This window comes from Tsukamurella ocularis (assembly GCF_024807615.1).
Classification (GTDB): Bacteria; Actinomycetota; Actinomycetes; order Mycobacteriales; family Mycobacteriaceae; genus Tsukamurella; species Tsukamurella ocularis.
This window is the reverse complement of record NZ_JANUCJ010000002.1, coordinates 119,417-135,581: the sequence shown is the minus strand read 5'-3', so window position 1 is coordinate 135,581 and position 16,165 is coordinate 119,417. Positions and strand designations below refer to the sequence as shown.

The 16,165-nt window shown below is 70.6% G+C and carries 13 protein-coding genes; 9 read left to right on the top strand and 4 right to left on the bottom strand.

Annotated elements, in window-relative coordinates; translation table 11 throughout:
- Positions 1-126: 126 nt before the first annotated feature.
- From HNP44_RS06665 to HNP44_RS06650, 4 genes are all read left to right on the top strand, one after another.
- Positions 127-1,521 (top strand): MFS transporter, encoded by a 1,395-nt coding sequence (locus HNP44_RS06665; RefSeq protein ID WP_310437664.1) that lies wholly within the window; start codon positions 127-129, stop codon positions 1,519-1,521.
- Between the two features lie 6 nt (positions 1,522-1,527).
- Positions 1,528-2,730 carry a lipase family protein gene (locus tag HNP44_RS06660; RefSeq protein ID WP_445515050.1) on the top strand — a complete coding sequence of 401 codons (1,203 nt, stop codon included), beginning with the start codon at positions 1,528-1,530 and terminating at the stop codon, positions 2,728-2,730.
- Between the two features lie 4 nt (positions 2,731-2,734).
- A complete protein-coding gene (locus HNP44_RS06655) occupies positions 2,735-3,562 on the top strand; it encodes an SDR family NAD(P)-dependent oxidoreductase (protein WP_259143637.1) in 828 nt (275 codons plus the stop codon).
- A 121-nt stretch (positions 3,563-3,683) separates the two neighbouring features.
- A complete protein-coding gene (locus HNP44_RS06650; RefSeq protein WP_259143638.1) occupies positions 3,684-4,289 on the top strand; it encodes a TetR/AcrR family transcriptional regulator in 606 nt (201 codons plus the stop codon).
- A 52-nt stretch (positions 4,290-4,341) separates the two neighbouring features.
- On the opposite strand, the gene HNP44_RS06645 is transcribed toward HNP44_RS06650, so the two are convergent.
- On the bottom strand, positions 4,342-6,579 hold the full coding sequence (locus tag HNP44_RS06645) for an NADP-dependent isocitrate dehydrogenase (RefSeq protein ID WP_259143639.1): 2,238 nt from the start codon (positions 6,577-6,579) through the stop codon (positions 4,342-4,344).
- Between the two features lie 157 nt (positions 6,580-6,736).
- Here HNP44_RS06645 and HNP44_RS06640 point away from each other — a divergent pair, with 157 nt between their 5' ends.
- A complete protein-coding gene (locus HNP44_RS06640; protein ID WP_259143641.1) occupies positions 6,737-7,681 on the top strand; it encodes a DUF808 domain-containing protein in 945 nt (314 codons plus the stop codon).
- A 75-nt stretch (positions 7,682-7,756) separates the two neighbouring features.
- Here HNP44_RS06640 and HNP44_RS06635 read toward each other — a convergent pair whose 3' ends face one another.
- Complete coding sequence (locus HNP44_RS06635) at positions 7,757-8,449, bottom strand: lysoplasmalogenase (protein WP_259143643.1); 693 nt, start codon at positions 8,447-8,449, stop codon at positions 7,757-7,759.
- Between the two features lie 28 nt (positions 8,450-8,477).
- Here HNP44_RS06635 and HNP44_RS06630 point away from each other — a divergent pair, with 28 nt between their 5' ends.
- The 4 genes from HNP44_RS06630 to HNP44_RS06615 all read left to right on the top strand — a co-directional run bounded on the left by HNP44_RS06630 (position 8,478) and on the right by HNP44_RS06615 (position 13,728).
- The gene (locus HNP44_RS06630) at positions 8,478-9,761 is read left to right on the top strand and encodes a beta-lactamase family protein (RefSeq protein WP_259143646.1); all 1,284 of its coding nucleotides are present in this window, start codon (positions 8,478-8,480) and stop codon (positions 9,759-9,761) included.
- A 196-nt stretch (positions 9,762-9,957) separates the two neighbouring features.
- Entirely contained in the window at positions 9,958-12,171 is a 2,214-nt protein-coding gene (gene katG / locus HNP44_RS06625) for a catalase/peroxidase HPI (RefSeq protein WP_259143648.1), read from the top strand.
- 139 nt (positions 12,172-12,310) lie between these two features.
- A complete protein-coding gene (locus HNP44_RS06620; RefSeq protein ID WP_259143650.1) occupies positions 12,311-13,078 on the top strand; it encodes a thioesterase family protein in 768 nt (255 codons plus the stop codon).
- A 62-nt stretch (positions 13,079-13,140) separates the two neighbouring features.
- Complete coding sequence (locus HNP44_RS06615) at positions 13,141-13,728, top strand: LGFP repeat-containing protein (protein WP_259143652.1); 588 nt, start codon at positions 13,141-13,143, stop codon at positions 13,726-13,728.
- A gap of 13 nt (positions 13,729-13,741) precedes the next feature.
- On the opposite strand, the gene HNP44_RS06610 is transcribed toward HNP44_RS06615, so the two are convergent.
- Both HNP44_RS06610 and HNP44_RS06605 read right to left on the bottom strand, forming a co-directional pair.
- Positions 13,742-14,599, bottom strand: a complete 858-nt coding sequence (locus HNP44_RS06610) for a class I SAM-dependent methyltransferase (RefSeq protein WP_259143653.1) — start codon at positions 14,597-14,599, stop codon at positions 13,742-13,744.
- Positions 14,600-14,660: 61 nt separating this feature from the next.
- Entirely contained in the window at positions 14,661-16,079 is a 1,419-nt protein-coding gene (locus HNP44_RS06605) for a hypothetical protein (protein WP_259143654.1), read from the bottom strand.
- Between the last annotated feature and the right edge of the window lie 86 nt (positions 16,080-16,165).

Sequence of the window (16,165 nt, the reverse complement as noted above, 5' to 3'; positions counted from 1 at the left end):
CCGCGGAAGTCACCGCCGCGCTCGTCGCGCCGGCCGCCCGTGGCGCATTGTTAGAATCGCTACCTACCCACCGTCGATCACGAAGGCGCAGCCCTGTCCGAGTCATATCCCCGCGCCGCAGTCGCCGTGCTGTGCGCTGCGGGCATCGTGGTCGCGCTCATGCAGACGATCATCGTGCCGCTGATCCCCCAGCTGCCGGGGATACTCGCCACGTCGCCGTCGAATGCCTCGTGGACGCTCACGATCACGCTGCTCGTCGGTGCGGTCGGCACGCCGATCGCCGGCCGGCTCGGCGACATGTTCGGCAAGCGCCGTGTGCTGCTGGGCACGATGGCCGCGGTCGCATTGGGCTCGACGGTGTGCGCCCTCGCGAGCGCCTTCCTGCCCTTCTTGATCGGCCGCGGCCTGCAGGGGCTCGGCATCGGTGCGATCGCCGTCGGTATCAGCATCCTGCGCGACATCGTCCCGGCGGTGCGACTCGGCTCCGCGGTGGGCACGATGAGTGCGTCCCTGGGCGTCGGCGGCGCCCTCGGGCTGCCCTTCGCCGCGTCGATCGCGCGGCACGTCAGCTGGCACGCCCTGTTCTGGGCGTGTGCGCTCGCGGCCGTGGCCTGCGGCGCAGCGATCCTGCGGTCGGTCCCCGAGGGCCCGGCCGACGCCGGCGGCACCTTCGACGCGATCGGTACCGTCGGCCTCACCGCCGTCCTGACGTTCATCCTGCTTCCCCTGTCCAAGGCGTCCGAGTGGGGCTGGACGGATCCGCTCACGCTAGGACTGTTCGCCGCCTTCCTGATCACGGGTGCCGCGTGGTGGCGCTATGAGCTGCGCACCCCGAACGCGCTCATCGACGTCCGCACACTGCTGCACCGCCCGATCCTGCTCACCAACGCGGCGTCGATCGCGACCGGTTTCGCCTTCTACGCGATGCAGATGATGCCGATCCAGGTGCTCATGGCGCCGGAGCAGACGCCCGCCGGGCTGGGTCTCGGGATGGTCGAGGCGAGCCTCGTCCTCATGCCGAGCGGCCTGGTGATGTTCGCCTTCTCCCGGGTCAGCTCGTGGATCACCGACCGCCGCGGGGCCCGGATCTCGCTCGCCGTCGGCGCCGTCGTCATCGCGGGAGGCTATCTGGTGCTGCTCCTGGCGATCGCCGGGCCGTGGCCCATCGACTGGGCCTGGATCTTGGCGTCGAGCGCGCTGGTCGGGGCCGGGCTCGGCATCGCCTACTCGGCGATGCCGGCGCTGATCATGGCCGTGGTCCCGGTCGAGCAAACCGGCGAGGCGAACGGCGTGAACGCGCTGATGCGTTCGGTCGGTACCTCGATGGCCACGGCCGTGGTCGCCATGGTGCTGACCGGCGGCACCGTCATCACCGCGACCTCGGCGGGCCCCGTCGAGACGCCCTCGTCCGGCGCGTACACAGAGACAATCCTGCTCTGCCTCGCGGTCTGCGCTGTCGCCGTCGCCTGCTCGCTCGCGATACCCCGTCGCCCGGCGGCGGGCACCACGCGCGACTGTTAGGTTGGCGTGGTGCCGATCACGCCGTCCGCCCTGCCACGCGCGCTGACCAGCCGCGTCGGCGGCCTGTTCCGCAGCCTCGCGACCCCCGATCCCGTCACCCCCATCGGTCCACCGAACTGGTCCGGTCTCGATGCGCGCGCGTACTCCGGCCCCGCGCCGGCGGCCGGCACGCCGATCGACCGGGTGCCGCTCGACGCAGGGCTCGGCCTGGACGAGGCGGCGCAGGCGTACCGGTTCCTGTACGCCACCACCAACCAGCGCGGCGCGGCCGTGAGCACGGCCTCCCTGTTCCTGCCCGACGGGGACGCGCCCGCGGGCGGATGGCCCGTGGTGGCCTGGGCGCACGGCACCGTCGGGCTGTGCGACGAGGCGACCCCGTCGGCCCAGCCCCAGTCCGAGCGGCAGCAGTTCTACCTGGGGCACTGGCTGCGACACGGCTACGCGGTGGTCGCCACCGACTACGCGGGCATGGGCACCCCCGGCCTGATGAGCTACCTCAATGGCAAGGTCGAGGCGCACAACCTGATCGACTCGGTGCAGGCCGCACGGCAGTTGGGGCTGCCGCTCGCCCGACGGTGGGCCCTCGTCGGCCAGTCGCAGGGCGCAGGCGCGGCCATGAACGGCGCCCGCTACGCCGCGGAGTTCGGCGCGGGCTACGACCTCGACCTGCGCGGGACGGTCGCGACCGGCACACCGGCGAACATCGAGCGGGTGGCGCAGTTCCTGCGACCGTCCTTCCCACCGATCGCGCTGCCGCCGCTGACCAACGTCTACGCGGCGTACATTCTGGCCGGGATGCGCGACGCCCGGCCTGACCTGGGGATCGAAGGCCTGCTCAGCGACGAGGGCCGGCGGATCGTCGACCTCGCCGAGCGGCTGAGCCTGTACGACACCCGCGAGGCGGTGCGCGGCGCGCGGATCAGCACGTGGGTGACCGCGCCGCTGCGCAGCATACCCGGGATCTACGACGCCCTGCACGCGCACATGGGCACACCGACGCAGGGCTACGACCGGCCGATCTTCCTCGGCCACGGCCTCACCGACATCGACGTGCCCGTCGCGTCCGGCCTGTCGCTGGCCGTGGCGCTCGCGGTGCACCGCCAGCCGGTCGCGCTGAAGCTCTATCCCACCGACCATTTCGGCACCGTGTACGCGGCCGCCGACGACGCCGCTGCGTTCCTCGCGCGGGTCATGGACAACCAGGAGTAATCGTATGAAGGACTTCCACGGCAAGGTCGCTGTCGTCACGGGCGTCGCCTCCGGCATGGGCCGCGAGCTCGCGCTCGAACTGGCGCGCCAGGGCGCGAAGCTCTCACTGTGCGACTACGACGCCATCGGCCTCGAGAAGACCGCGGACGACGCGCGCGCCCTGGGCGCGGAGGTCCACACCAAGGTTGTCAACGTCGGCGAGCGCGAACAGATCCTCGCCTACGCGGACGAGGTCGCCGAGCACTACGGCGTGGTCAACCTCGTCTTCAACAACGCGGGCATCGCGCACCACGCGAGCGTCGAGAAGACCTCCTTCAAGGACTACGACCGCCTGATGGACGTCGACTTCTGGGGCGTGGTCAACAGCTCCAAGGCCTTCCTGCCGCACCTGATCGCCTCCGGCGACGGCCACATCGCCAACACCAGCTCGATCTTCGGCCTGTTCGGCGTCGGCGGCCAGAGCGCCTACAACGCCGCCAAGTTCGCGGTGCGCGGCTTCACCGAAGCCCTCCGGATCGAGATGCTCGCGAGCGGACACAACGTGGGCGTCAGCTGCGTGCACCCCGGCGGGATCAAGACCGACATCTGCAACAACGCAACCGTCGCCGAGGGCCAGGACCAGGCCTCGTTCGCCGACTTCTTCAACCAGCACCTGGCCCGCACCGAGGCCGACGCCGCGGCGCGCACCATTCTCAAGGGCGTGCAGAAGAACCACGGCCGCATCCTCATCGGCCCCGACGCGGTGGCACTGGATCTACTGGTCCGGGTCACCGGCTCGGGCTATCAGCGGCTCATGTCCTTCGTCGACGGGCAGTCGAAACGCTTCCTCTGAGCCGCTAGTCCGACCGGGCGAGGATCTCCTCGGCATAAGCCGAGTCACACCCCTGTGTCGAGACCTGGACCGGAATCCGGTGTGCTTTGCTGGACACCCACCCCTTGGAACCGGAGGCCGGATGCCCTACGTCGAGTCCGCGGTGCGCGGCCCGCAGATCGTCGCTGCGGCGCGCGCGGTCCTGATCCGCGACGGGGTCGCCAAGACGAGCCTGCGCGCGGTCGCCGCCGAAGCCGGGATCCCGCTGGGCACGTTGCAGCACGTCTTCCCGAGCAAGCAGCAGTTGCTCCACGCCGTCATCGAGCGTGTGGTCGACGACATCTCCGACGTGCTCCGGCGCACGGCCGAGACCGATGCGGGGCTGGCGCACGCCATTCGCAACGGCATGCGGAACTTCTGGTCGGCGCTCGTGACGGACGAGCGCGAGCTCCAGGTGCTGCAGTACGAGCTGGTGACCCACGCTCTCCGCACCCCGGGCCTCGAGGAGCTGGCGCGGATCCAGTACGAGCGCTACACCGAGGTCGTGCGGCAGTGGTGCGCCGAGGCGGCCGACCGCGCCCACGAGACCAGCGCCGTACCCCTGGACCGGCTCGCCCGTGCCATCCTCGCAGCCGTCGACGGCCTGATCCTCCAGCATGTGGCTCATCCCGACCCGGCGCGCTCCGCCGCTGACCTCGACACCGTCGCCGACATGGTCGTCGCGCTGGCCGCACCCGTCCCGCGATAGCAGAACGGGCACCGCCGACCTGAGTCGGCGATGCCCGTTCCAGCGGGATCGATCAGGCGTCGAGCGACGCCAGGTCCGCGTTGAAGGTGGCGCTGGGACGCATCACCTTCGACATCTTCTCGGGGTCCGGGTAGTAGTAGCCACCGATGTCGGCGGGCTCGCCCTGGACCGCGCGCAGCTCCTCCACGATGGTGGCCTCGTGCTCGGTGAGTGCCTTCGCCAGCGGCGCGAACTTCGCGGCCAACTCCGGGTTCTCGGTCTGCGCGGCCAGCTCCTGCGCCCAGTACAGAGCCAGGTAGAACTGGCTGCCACGATTGTCCAGCTCGCCGGTGCTGCGCGACGGGGCCTTGTTGTTCTCGAGGAGCTTGCCGGTCGCGGCGTCCAGCGTGGTCGCCAGGATCTTCGCCGCACCGTTCTCGTTCTTGATGCCCATGTCCTCGAAACTCACCGCGAGCGCGAGGAACTCGCCCAGCGAATCCCAGCGGAGGTGGTTCTCCTCCGTGAGCTGCTTGACATGCTTCGGCGCCGAGCCGCCGGCGCCCGTCTCGTACATGCCGCCGCCCGCCATGAGCGGGACGATCGAGAGCATCTTCGCCGAGGTGCCGAGCTCGAGGATCGGGAACAGGTCGGTGAGGTAGTCGCGCAGGATGTTGCCCGTGGCAGCGATGGTGTCGAGGCCGCGCATCGCGCGCTCGAGCGTGTAGCGCATGGCGCGCACCTGCGACATGACCTGGATGTCGAGACCCTCGGTGTCGTAGTTCTTCAGCTCGGCCTTGACCGCCTTGATGAGCTCGTTCTCGTGCGGGCGGTACGGGTCCAGCCAGAACAGCACCGGCGTACCGGAGTTGCGAGCGCGGTTGACGGCCAGCTTGATCCAGTCGCGGATCGGGGCGTCCTTCACGGTGCACATGCGCCAGATGTCGCCCTCTTCGACCTCCTGGGAAAGGACGACCTCGCCGGTGGTGTTGTCGACGATGTTCGCGGTGCCGGCGGCCGGGACCTCGAAGGTCTTGTCGTGGCTGCCGTACTCCTCCGCCTTCTGCGCCATCAGGCCGACGTTGGGCACCGTGCCCATGGTGCGGGGATCGAAGGCGCCGTTGGTCTTACAGAAGTTGATGATCTCCTGGTAGATACGCGCGAAGGTCGACTCCGGCATCACGGCCTTGGTGTCCTTGGTGCGGCCGTCGGCGCCGTACATCTTGCCGCCGGCGCGGATCATGGCGGGCATCGAGGCGTCGACGATGACGTCGGACGGCGAATGGAAGTTGGAGATGCCGCGCGCCGAATCGACCATCGCCAGCTCCGGGCGGTGCTCGTGGCAGGCGTGCAGATCCTTGACGATCTCCTCGTGCTTGCTGGCAGGCAGCGTGGCGATCTTGTCGTACAGGTCGCCGAGGCCGTTGTTGACGTTGACACCCAGCTCATCGAAGAGCTCCTGGTGCTTGGCGAAGGCGTCCTTGTAGAAGACCTTGACGGCGTGGCCGAAGACGATGGGGTGCGAGACCTTCATCATGGTGGCCTTGACGTGCAGCGAGAACATGACGCCGGTCTCGTAGGCGTCCTGCATCTGCTCCTCGTAGAACTCGAGCAGGGCCTTCTTGCTCATGAACATCGAGTCCATGACGTCGCCGGCGCCGAGCTTGACGCTGTCCTTGAGCACGTGGGACTGGCCGTCGGCCGTGACGAGCTCCATGCGCAGGTCGCGCTCGCGGTCGAGCGTCGTGGACTTCTCGCCGTGGTAGAAGTCGCCGTGCTTCATGTGCGCGACGTGGCTGCGCGAGGCCATCGACCACTCACCCATGCTGTGGGGGTTCTTGCGGGCGTACTCCTTGACGGCGCGCGGGGCGCGGCGGTCCGAGTTGCCCTGGCGCAGGACCGGGTTCACGGCGCTGCCGAGGATGGTGGAGTAGCGCGTCGCGATGTCGCGCTCCTCGTCGGTCTTGGGCTCCGACGGCAGGTCGGGGATGTCGTAGCCCTTGCCCTGCAGCTCCGTGATCGCGGCCAGCAGCTGCGGCACCGAGGCGCTGATGTTCGGGAGCTTGATGATGTTCGCCGACGGGTCGAGGGTCAGCGCGCCGAGCGAGGCCAGGTTGTCCGGCACCTTCTGCTCGTCGGTCAGGCGCTCGGGGAAGGTCGCCAGAATGCGCGCCGCGACCGAGATGTCGCTCGTCTGCACGTCGATGCCGGCGGGCCCGGCGAAGGCGCGGATGATCGGCAGGAACGACGCGGTGGCCAGAAGTGGGGCCTCGTCGGTCAGCGTGTAGATGATGGTCTGCTGCTGCGCACTCATGTGTGTTTGCTTCTCCCGAATGTCGTGGTCGGTCGACTCTGTACGTACTGCTCTGACAGTCTCCATGTAACGGTTCCTCCATTATCCTCCCTCACCCCAACGGCCCGCGACGGCAGTCCGGCAAACGCGGGTACCCCTCCCCGATTACGCTGTCGCCATGGCCGGAGGACTCGCTGCCCTGCTCGACGACATCGCCGCTCTCGCGCGGCTCGCCGCCGCGTCGGTCGATGACGTGGCCGCCGCCGCGGGGCGCGCGAGCGTCAAGGCCGCGGGCGTGGTGGTCGACGACACCGCGGTCACGCCGCGGTACGTACAGGGCATCAAGCCCGAGCGCGAGCTGAGCATCGTCGCGCGCATCGCGAAGGGCTCGCTGCGCAACAAGCTGGTCTTCATCCTCCCCGCGATCCTGCTGCTGAGCTGGCTCGCCCCATGGGCCTTGACCCCGATCCTCATGCTCGGCGGCACCTACCTCAGCTACGAGGGCGCCGAGAAGATCTGGGAGAAGCTCAGCGGCCACGGGGACGTCGAGGAGCCGTCGTCGTCCACGGGCGAGGTCGACGAGGACACCGTGGTCGCCGGCGCCATCCGCACCGACTTCATCCTGTCGGCGGAGATCATGGTGATTGCGATGAACGAGGTCGCGAGCGAGTCGATCTGGTCCCGGGCGCTCATCCTCGTGGTGGTGGCGATCCTGATCACCGCCCTGGTCTACGGGGTGGTCGCGGCGATCGTCAAGATGGACGACGTGGGTCTCGCACTCGCGCAGCGCCCCTCCGAGTTCAGCCGCACGGTCGGCACCGCGATGGTCAAGGCGATGCCGGTGGTACTCACCGTGCTCGCGAACGTCGGCATCGTGGCGATGTGCTGGGTGGGCGGGCACATCCTCCTGGTGGGCCTCGACGAGTTGGGCTGGCACTGGCCGTACTCGGTGGTGCACCACGTCGAGACCTGGGCGCACGACCTGATTCCGTCGATCGGCTCCGTCGTGGGCTGGCTCGCCAACACCCTCGGCTCCGCCCTGTTCGGGCTGGCGGTGGGCGCCGTAGTGGTCGCGATCGTGCACGCGATCGGCAAGCTCCGCGGGGTCCCCGCGTCCCACTGAACCACCGCACCGGCAGCATGGCCCGGGCCCGGGTCCGCACCTCGCTCTCCGGGGCACAGCCCCGGGCAGCGCGGATTACGCCGCTGGCACCCCGGCCCGCGCCGCGCCCTCCGCGAGCAGGAATTGCGCTCCGGTGTAGGTGGCCATGACGGCACCCTCGAGCCACCCAGGAGGGTCGGCGAGAACGAATTTGCGCAGCCCGAGGATCGAGTCGCTGAGCAGGAACAGGCCCGCGCCGGCGAGGGTGGCGCGGCGGGCGCCCGTAGGGATCTGCGGGCCGAGCACCGTTGCAGCCGCGGCGGTGCCGCTCAGCAGCGCGGAATAGCCCCCGAGAACCGGAGCGAGGAAGGGCTCCGTCCGGTATGCGGCGAGCAGGGTCCGCGGAGCGCCGACGGCCCAGGCGGCGCCGACGGCGGCGGGACGCGCGAGTGATGCGTCGGGATCGCGCTGCGCCAGCAGCCCGCTGATGTAGGCGGCGTGGCCCGTGGCGAAGGCACTCGCACCCAGGGCGAAGTGCTTCGGCTCGTCGCCGAGGAGCGCCACGTCGCCCACCCAGCCGGCCGCCTGCCCCGCGAGTGTGCTGTTGCGCAGCGGCGAGCACTGCGCCCGCGGATCGGTCGCGAAAGACGCGGCGAGGGTCGGGAGCAACAGCGGCTTGGTGAACCGGCGCGCGCGGTGGCGGGCCGGCTTCGACGAAGCCGAGAGCGCAGTGTCGACGACCGCGAGAGCGGCGTAGGCGAGCTTGAGGGCGGTGCTGGGGTGGGTCACCGCGCCAATCTATCCGTAGGCTCGTCCCGTGAGCAGCGACACCGTGTCCGAGGCCCCCGCGCCCGAGGAGGGCCGCATCCGCGTCCCGCGTGACCTGGACGTGATCACCGACGTGGGCGTCGAGGACCACACCAGCGCGGATCCGCGCGCCGTCGAACGGATCTGGCTCGCGGCCCGGTCCTGGTACGCGGCCGGCATGCAGCCGGCCATCCAGGTCTGCGTGCGGCACCAGGGCCGCGTCGTGCTGAACCGGGCCATCGGCCACGCCCGCGGCAACGGCCCCGACCTCCCGTCGAACCGCGACGAGGCGGCCGAACCCGTGGCGGTCACCGTCGACACCCCGTTCTGCACGTACTCCACCGCCAAAGGCGTGGCGGTCACGGTGCTGCACCGCCTGATCGAGCGCGGCGACCTCGACATCGAGGCCCGCGTGGCCGACTACATGCCGGAGTTCACCAGCGACGGCAAGGACCGGATCACGGTGCGGCACGTCCTGACCCACAGCGCGGGCATCCCGATCAACACCGGCCCTAAGCCGGACCTCAAGCGGTCCGAGGACAGCGCGTACACCCGGACCATGCTCGCCGGGATCAAGCCTGTCTACTCCCCCGGCCGGCTGCACTTCTACCATGCACTGACCTGGGGCCCGCTGGTCCGCGAACTGGTGCTCGCCGCCACGGGGCGGACGATCCGAGAGATCGCCGCCACGGAGATCCTCGACCCGCTGGGCTTCCGCTGGACCAACTTCGGGGTCGCGCCGGAGGACCTACCCGCCGTCGGGCTCAGCTACGCGACAGGCCGGCCCGCGCCGCCCGCGATCGAGGCCGCGTTCCGGAAGGTGGTGGGCGGCACCATGCAGCAGATCGTGCCGATGTCGAACTCGCCGCAGTTCCTCACCGGCGTCGTGCCGTCGTCGAACCTGGTCTCGAATGCGCAGGAACTGTCCCGGTTCGCCGAGATCCTGCGGCGGGGTGGGGAACTCGACGGCATCCGCGTGCTGCGGCCCGAGACGCTCGCCGCGGCGACCCGGCAGGCGCGGCGCCTGCGCCCCGATTTCGCAACCGGCGGCGCGCCCCTGCGGTGGGGCACCGGGTACATGCTGGGCTCCGAGAGGTTCGGCCCGTTCGGGCGGCATGCTCCTGCCGCCTTCGGGCACACCGGCCTCACTGAGATCGCGATGTGGGCCGACCCCGAGCGGGATCTGTCAGCCGCCGTCGTCTCCAGCGGCAAACCGGGCAGTCACGCGGAGGCGAAGCGCTACCCCGCCCTCCTGGACGCGATCAATAGCGCCTTCCCCCGGGCCCGTCGCTGAGCCCGTCAATCGCGCCCATAGGCCTTTCCTACCGCACCGATAGGGCCTTTCACCTCGACTTTCAGGTATTTCTAGAATAATTCCAGAAAAGCTGGAATCCGCGGCGCAACGGACGTACAGTGGGTGACGCGCGGCCCGACAGCCCGGCCGCCTCGCTTTCAACAGCCGTACACACATCCGTACCGAGAGGAACGCCGTGTCCGAGGATCAGACCACTTCCCCCCAGGAGCAGACGAGCGGCGGCTGCCCCGTCGCCCACGGTTCGCTGCGACCGCCGGTCGCCGGCGGCGGCAACCGCGATTGGTGGCCCGACGAGGTCAACCTGAAGGTACTCGCGAACAACCCCGCCGAGGGTGACCCGCTGGGCGCCGACTTCGACTACGCGGCCACGGTGGCCACGCTCGACGTGGAAGCCGTGCGCGCCGATGTCGTCGCCGTCATGCGCGACTCGCAGGACTGGTGGCCCGCCGACTTCGGCCACTACGGCCCTCTGTTCATCCGCATGGCGTGGCACTCCGCCGGCACCTACCGGACCACGGACGGCCGTGGCGGTGGCGGGGCGGGCCTGCAGCGTTTCGCCCCGCTCAACAGCTGGCCCGACAACGTCAGCCTGGACAAGGCGCGGCGACTGCTGTGGCCGGTCAAGCAGAAGTACGGCCGCTCGCTGTCCTGGGCCGACTTGATCGTCTTCGCGGGCAACGTCGCGCTTGAGGACATGGGCTTCACCACCGAGGGCTTCGCCTTCGGTCGCGCCGACGTCGCTGAGCCGGAGGACGTCTACTGGGGCCCCGAGCACACGTGGCTCGGCTCGGACGGCCGCTTCTCCGGCAAGCGCGACCTGGATCAGCCGCTCGGCGCCACCCACATGGGACTGATCTACGTCAACCCCGAGGGCCCCGAGGGCGTCCCGGACTTCCTCGCCGCCGCGGACGACATCCGAGAGACCTTCGGCCGGATGGCGATGAACGACGAGGAGACCGCGGCGCTCATCGTCGGCGGTCACACCTTCGGCAAGACGCACGGCGCGGGCCCCGCCGAGAACGGTCCCGAGCCCGAGGCGTCGCCCATCGAGCAGCAGGGTCTCGGCTGGAAGGGCGGCAACGGTACCGGTGTCGGCCCCGATGCCGTGACCAGCGGCCTCGAGGTCATTTGGACGCACACCCCCACCAAGTGGGACAACAGCTTCCTCGAGATCCTCTACGGCAACGAGTGGGAGCTCTTCCAGAGCCCCGCGGGCGCGAACCAGTGGCGCCCGAAGGACGGCGGCTGGGCGAACTCCGTGCCGGACGCCTTCGGCACGGGCAAGACCCACCCCTCGATGCTCACCACCGATCTCTCCATGCGGTTCGACCCGATCTACGGCGGGATCACCAAGCGCTGGCTGGACAACCCGCAGGAGCTCGCCGACGCCTTCGCCAAGGCCTGGTTCAAGCTGCTCCACCGCGACATGGGACCGACGTCCCGCTACGTGGGCCCGCTGGTCCCCAAGACCGAGCACCTCTGGCAGGACCCGATCCCCGCGGCTGACGGCGCGCCGATCAGTGCGGCCGACGCCGACGCGATCACCGAACGCATCCTGGCCAGCGGCCTCACCACCGCGCAGCTGGTGAAGACCGCATGGGCGGCCTTCTCCTCGTTCCGCCGCACGGACAAGCGCGGCGGCGCCAACGGCGGCCGCCTGCGCCTGCAGCCGCAGGCGGGCTGGGAGGTCAACGAGCCCGACGAGCTCGCACAGGCTATCCGGACGCTCGAGGGCGTCGCCGAGGGCTTCACCGCGGAGTCGGGCACGAAGGTCTCCTTCGCCGATGTCGTCGTCCTCGCGGGCAACGCCGGCGTGGCGCAGGCCGCGAAGGCTGCGGGTGTCGACGTGACGATCCCGTTCACGCCGGGCCGTACCGATGCGACGCAGGCCGATACGGACGTCGAGTCCTTCGCCGTGCTCGAGCCGCGCTTCGACGCCTTCCGCAACTATGTCGCAAAGGGTGCGCCGATGCCGGCGGAGTACCTCCTCGTCGAGAAGGCGAACCTCCTCGGCCTGACGGCGCCGGAGATGACGGTGCTCCTCGGAGGCCTCCGCGTGCTCGGCAACAACTACGGCGGGTCCGAGGCGGGCGTGTTCACCGACCGCCCGGGCACGCTGAGCAACGACTGGTTCGTGAACCTGCTCGACATGTCCACGAAGTGGGCCCCGGCGTCCGACGACGACGCGACCTACGTGGGCACCGATCGCGCCACCGGCGAGAAGAAGTGGACGGCCACCCGCGCCGACCTCGTCTTCGGCTCGAACTCGATCCTCCGCGGTATCGCCGAGGTCTACGGCGCCGCCGACGCCGGCGAGAAGTTCGTGGGCGACTTCGTCGCCGCGTGGACCAAGCTCGCCAACGCAGACCGGTTCGACGTGAAGGCCTGATCCACTTTCCCCGGCCGGCAGCCGCGCCCCGTACACCGTTCACGGCGTACGGGGCGCGGCCGTCTCCGGGAGCGAATTACGGTTAGTGAGAATTAACCCTAAGCCCGATCCGGGCCGGTCGCAGGCGTACGCTCACCCCATGCCGTACTTCGACCGGGTCTCCGCGACCGCGTTCCGTCCGACTGAGCACGTCTCCGGCGGTTGGAACACCGCCGAACAGCACATCGCCCCTCCTATGGCGCTCCTCGCGCACGCGGTGGAACGGGATCGCGACGCGCGGCGCGACGACGACCTGCGGCTCGCGCGCCTGTCCTACGACATTCTCGGAACTCTGCCGATGGAGGTCGTCGAGGTGGACGTCCGCGTCATCCGCCCGGGCCGCACCATCGAACTCGTCGAAGCGACGCTGAGCCACGCCGGCCGCGCCGGCCTCATCCTGCGCGCGTGGCTGCTCGACCGGCGTGACACCCGCGGCGTCGCTGGCTCCGAACTCGACCCGCTCACGCCCGCGGCGGGGATGCCGGAGTGGGACCCGAGCACCGTCTGGCCCGGCGGCTACATCGCCTCCGCCCGCACCCGCCGCCTGGAGGTGCGGCCCGGCCGCGCGGCGTACTGGGTGGAATCCGACGTCAACCTGGTCGACGAGCCATCGGGGCCGGTCGCACGAGCCGCGAGACTTTTTGACATCGCTAACGGGATGACACCCCGGTTCACGCCGGAGGAGGTCGCATATCCGAACCTCGACCTCACTGCACACCTGTTTCGCGACCCGGTGGGCGGCGCGATCGGCTTCGACACGAGCGTGTCCACCGGACCGGACGGCGCAGGTCTGACGCATTCGGTCATTCACGACATCGAGGGCCCAGTGGGAACGGTGGATCAGATACAAACAGTGCGTCTGCGCTGAAATCGAGCCCGGAATGTGGTTACATTCCGAGCGTTCGATTCACGCTGCCGAAGGGAGCTCTTATGAATACTCGGATCTCACGGACGATCGGTGCAGTAGCCGCCGCCGTCGCGCTGACCGCGACTGTCTCCGCCTGCGACAACGCCAAGGACGCGGCGAACGACGTGAAGGACGCCGCCACGTCGGCGGCCGGGAGCGCGGCCTCCGCGGTCACCGGCGCCAACGGATCCGGCGCGGGCGAGTCCGGAACGAACGGCGCGGGCTCAGAGTCGCAGGCTGCCGTGCCCTCGACCAGCATCGCGACGCCCGGCGGCACGGAGGTCACGCTCACCGACGGCCCGATCATCGGCGAGTACGCGAAGTACGGCTACGAGAAGGGGCACCTCGGCGCGCCCCTCGGCCCCGTCTCCGCTCTGCCGGACGGCAAGGGCAAGTACCTCACGCTCAAGGGCGGCACCATCTACTGGTCGGAGGCCTCGGGCGCGCACGTCGTGCACGGCGTGATCGGTGACAAGTGGGGCGACGCGGGCCACGAGACCGGCAAGCTGGGCTACCCCACCAGCGACGAGACCGCCGAGAACGGCGCGATCAAGCAGACCTTCCAGCACGGGACGATCACCTTCCGCGACGGAGTCGCGACGGTCTCCTAGTCTCCGACGACGGTCACGACGCCGTCCCGATGTACACCGTTCGTGCGGCCAGCACGAAGGCATCGGGGCGGCGTCGCACGTTCTGCGGGTCGTCCGGGTCCGTGAGCCGGCGCAGGACCGCCGCGTCGTCCGAGTCCAAGCGATCCGCCATCCGCAAGTAGCGGCCGAGCATGAGGGCGACACCGCGCCGCGCGCCGTCGTCGAGCGGGGCGGGTCGATCCACCAGGAACGTCCGCGCGTGCACGTCGCGCAGCCCCGCTGCCCGCAGGAGCGCGGGCCAGTCCTCCGGCGCGTCGACGGTGCCGTCGAGCGCGGCCCGCATCTCCCCGAAGCCGACGGCCTGCAGGGCGTCGAGCCGCTCGGCGAGACCCGGGCGCCCGAGCCCGATGTCGCGCGGGAGGAACCGCGACGGCAGGCCGCCCTCGGCGACCGCGAGCACGCCGCCGGGATGGAGCCCACTCGCGAGGGCCGCGACCGCAGCGCCCTGATCCCCGACGTGGTGCATCGTCTGCGCGGTCCAGATGAGGTCGGCGGCAGGCAGTTCGGCGAACCCCGCGGGCAGATCGGTGCACAGCGTCTCGATCGGATGTCCGGCGGCCGCCGCGCGCTCGCGGGCCCGCTCCAGCAGGGCGGGGGCGCCGTCGACCGCGATCACGCGCGCCTCCGGGAACCGCGCCGCCAGCGCAGCAGTGAACACCCCCGGGCCCGAACCCACGTCGAGCACCGTCGCGGGCGCCGCGACGCGGTCGGCGATCGCTTCGAGCGCCTGGGTCACGTACGGCAGGAGGGTCTCCCCCTCGGATTCGATCTCGGCCGCGAGGGCCTCCCAGTCCGGATGCGTGTGCGTGTGGGCGTGTGCGTGGTCGGCCATGGAACCCAGCGTGCCCAGGATCGGGTCGGCTGGCAAGTTCTCGTGCCGTTCCAGCAAATCGTCAGCCGATCCGGACGCGAACACCCGGCGGCAGCACTGCCCGCGCGTCCGGCAGGCGCGCGGGGTCCATGCCGTGCAGCACGACGGTGACCGGCGGCGCAGTCCGCAGTTCGATCCCGTCCGTGGGGAAGCCGGCGGCGGCCAGGGCGCCGTGGATCCGCGCGGGCACCACCCACCCGCCGGGGACCGCGATCCGGTCCGGATCCGTCGGCCGGGCGGACACCGCGGGCAGCGGCGCGTCCGGCTCGGCGAGGGCCGCACCGAGCAGCACCGCCACGGCGTCGACATGAACTGCCGCCTGCGCCGCGTCGTACAGCTCAGGGTGGAACACACCGTCGACGACGAGGACGTCGCCTGGCTCGGAGTACACCGAGATCAGGCAGTCCGAGACGGGCCCCCAGGCCGTCACGTCGAGCGACCAGCCGTCGGTCCGCACGTCCGCCAGCACGTTGACGATCGGTCCGTAGAGGCGTCCGGTGCGCCACGCGGCCGGCACCTCGGTGAGCAATTGTTCGGGCCGCTCGCCTGCCGCGATCCGCTCGAACGCCGCTGCCAGCCAGCGCCGCACGTCGGCGGCGAGGGTCGCGGGGGTCGCGTCCGGCGGTACGGCCAGGCAAGTCGGCACCACCGCCATCCACTGCACGGGCGTGGCCCGTTCAAGGGGAGTGCGGCGCCGACCCGCGGTCACGCCGACGTGGGCGGCGGCGGTGCCGAGGTGCCGGGCGGTGTACGCCGCGACGGTCCCGACGGCCTCCGCGGGCCACGTGCGACGGTCCGCGACCCCCGGTGCCGCGATCCTCGCCCGGTGCTGTCGGGGGCGGCCCGACGGTGGCGCGGCGCGGTCCACGAAGGCGATCTCCCGGCCGAGACCGCCGACGCCGTCGGTCGCGGCGGACCAGAACGCTGCGTCGGGTGGGCGCAGTGGGGCGGCCTCTGCAGCGAGGGCCGCGAGATCGCCGAGGCGCTCGTGCGGGAGAGGTGGACCGTCGGCCTCGGCGCGGACGCGGGCGACGATCCGGCGGAAGACCCGAGTGACGGCGTAGCCGTCGAGGACGGCGTGATGCGCGAGAAGCCGCACGACGTGGGCGTGTCCCACCCGCACGATGCTCACGCGCACCAACGGCTCACCGTCGAGCTGGAACGTGCCGGCCGCGCGCCACGCCTCGTACTCCGCCTCTGTGACGAAGCGCTCCATCCCCACGGGAGCGCGACGAGCAACCACCAGCCGCGCCCCACCGTCGACGACAGCTCCCATCCCAGCGGCCTCGGTCTCAGCGAGCGCGCCCGTCGCTGCGCGGACGAGGGCGTCGGTGTCGATGGGGAGCTCGGTGCGCCACGCCGCGTCGATGACGAGCGACCGCGCGCCCGGGTGCTGGGCGGCGAGTTGCAGCATCGCGACCTGGGACGGGAGTGGCTGCACGCCGCTCACCCTACGTGCGGGCGGGCCGCGGAATGCACTGGTTGTCACAGCATCGCACCAATGTCCTATATTCGAGCGACGGAGCA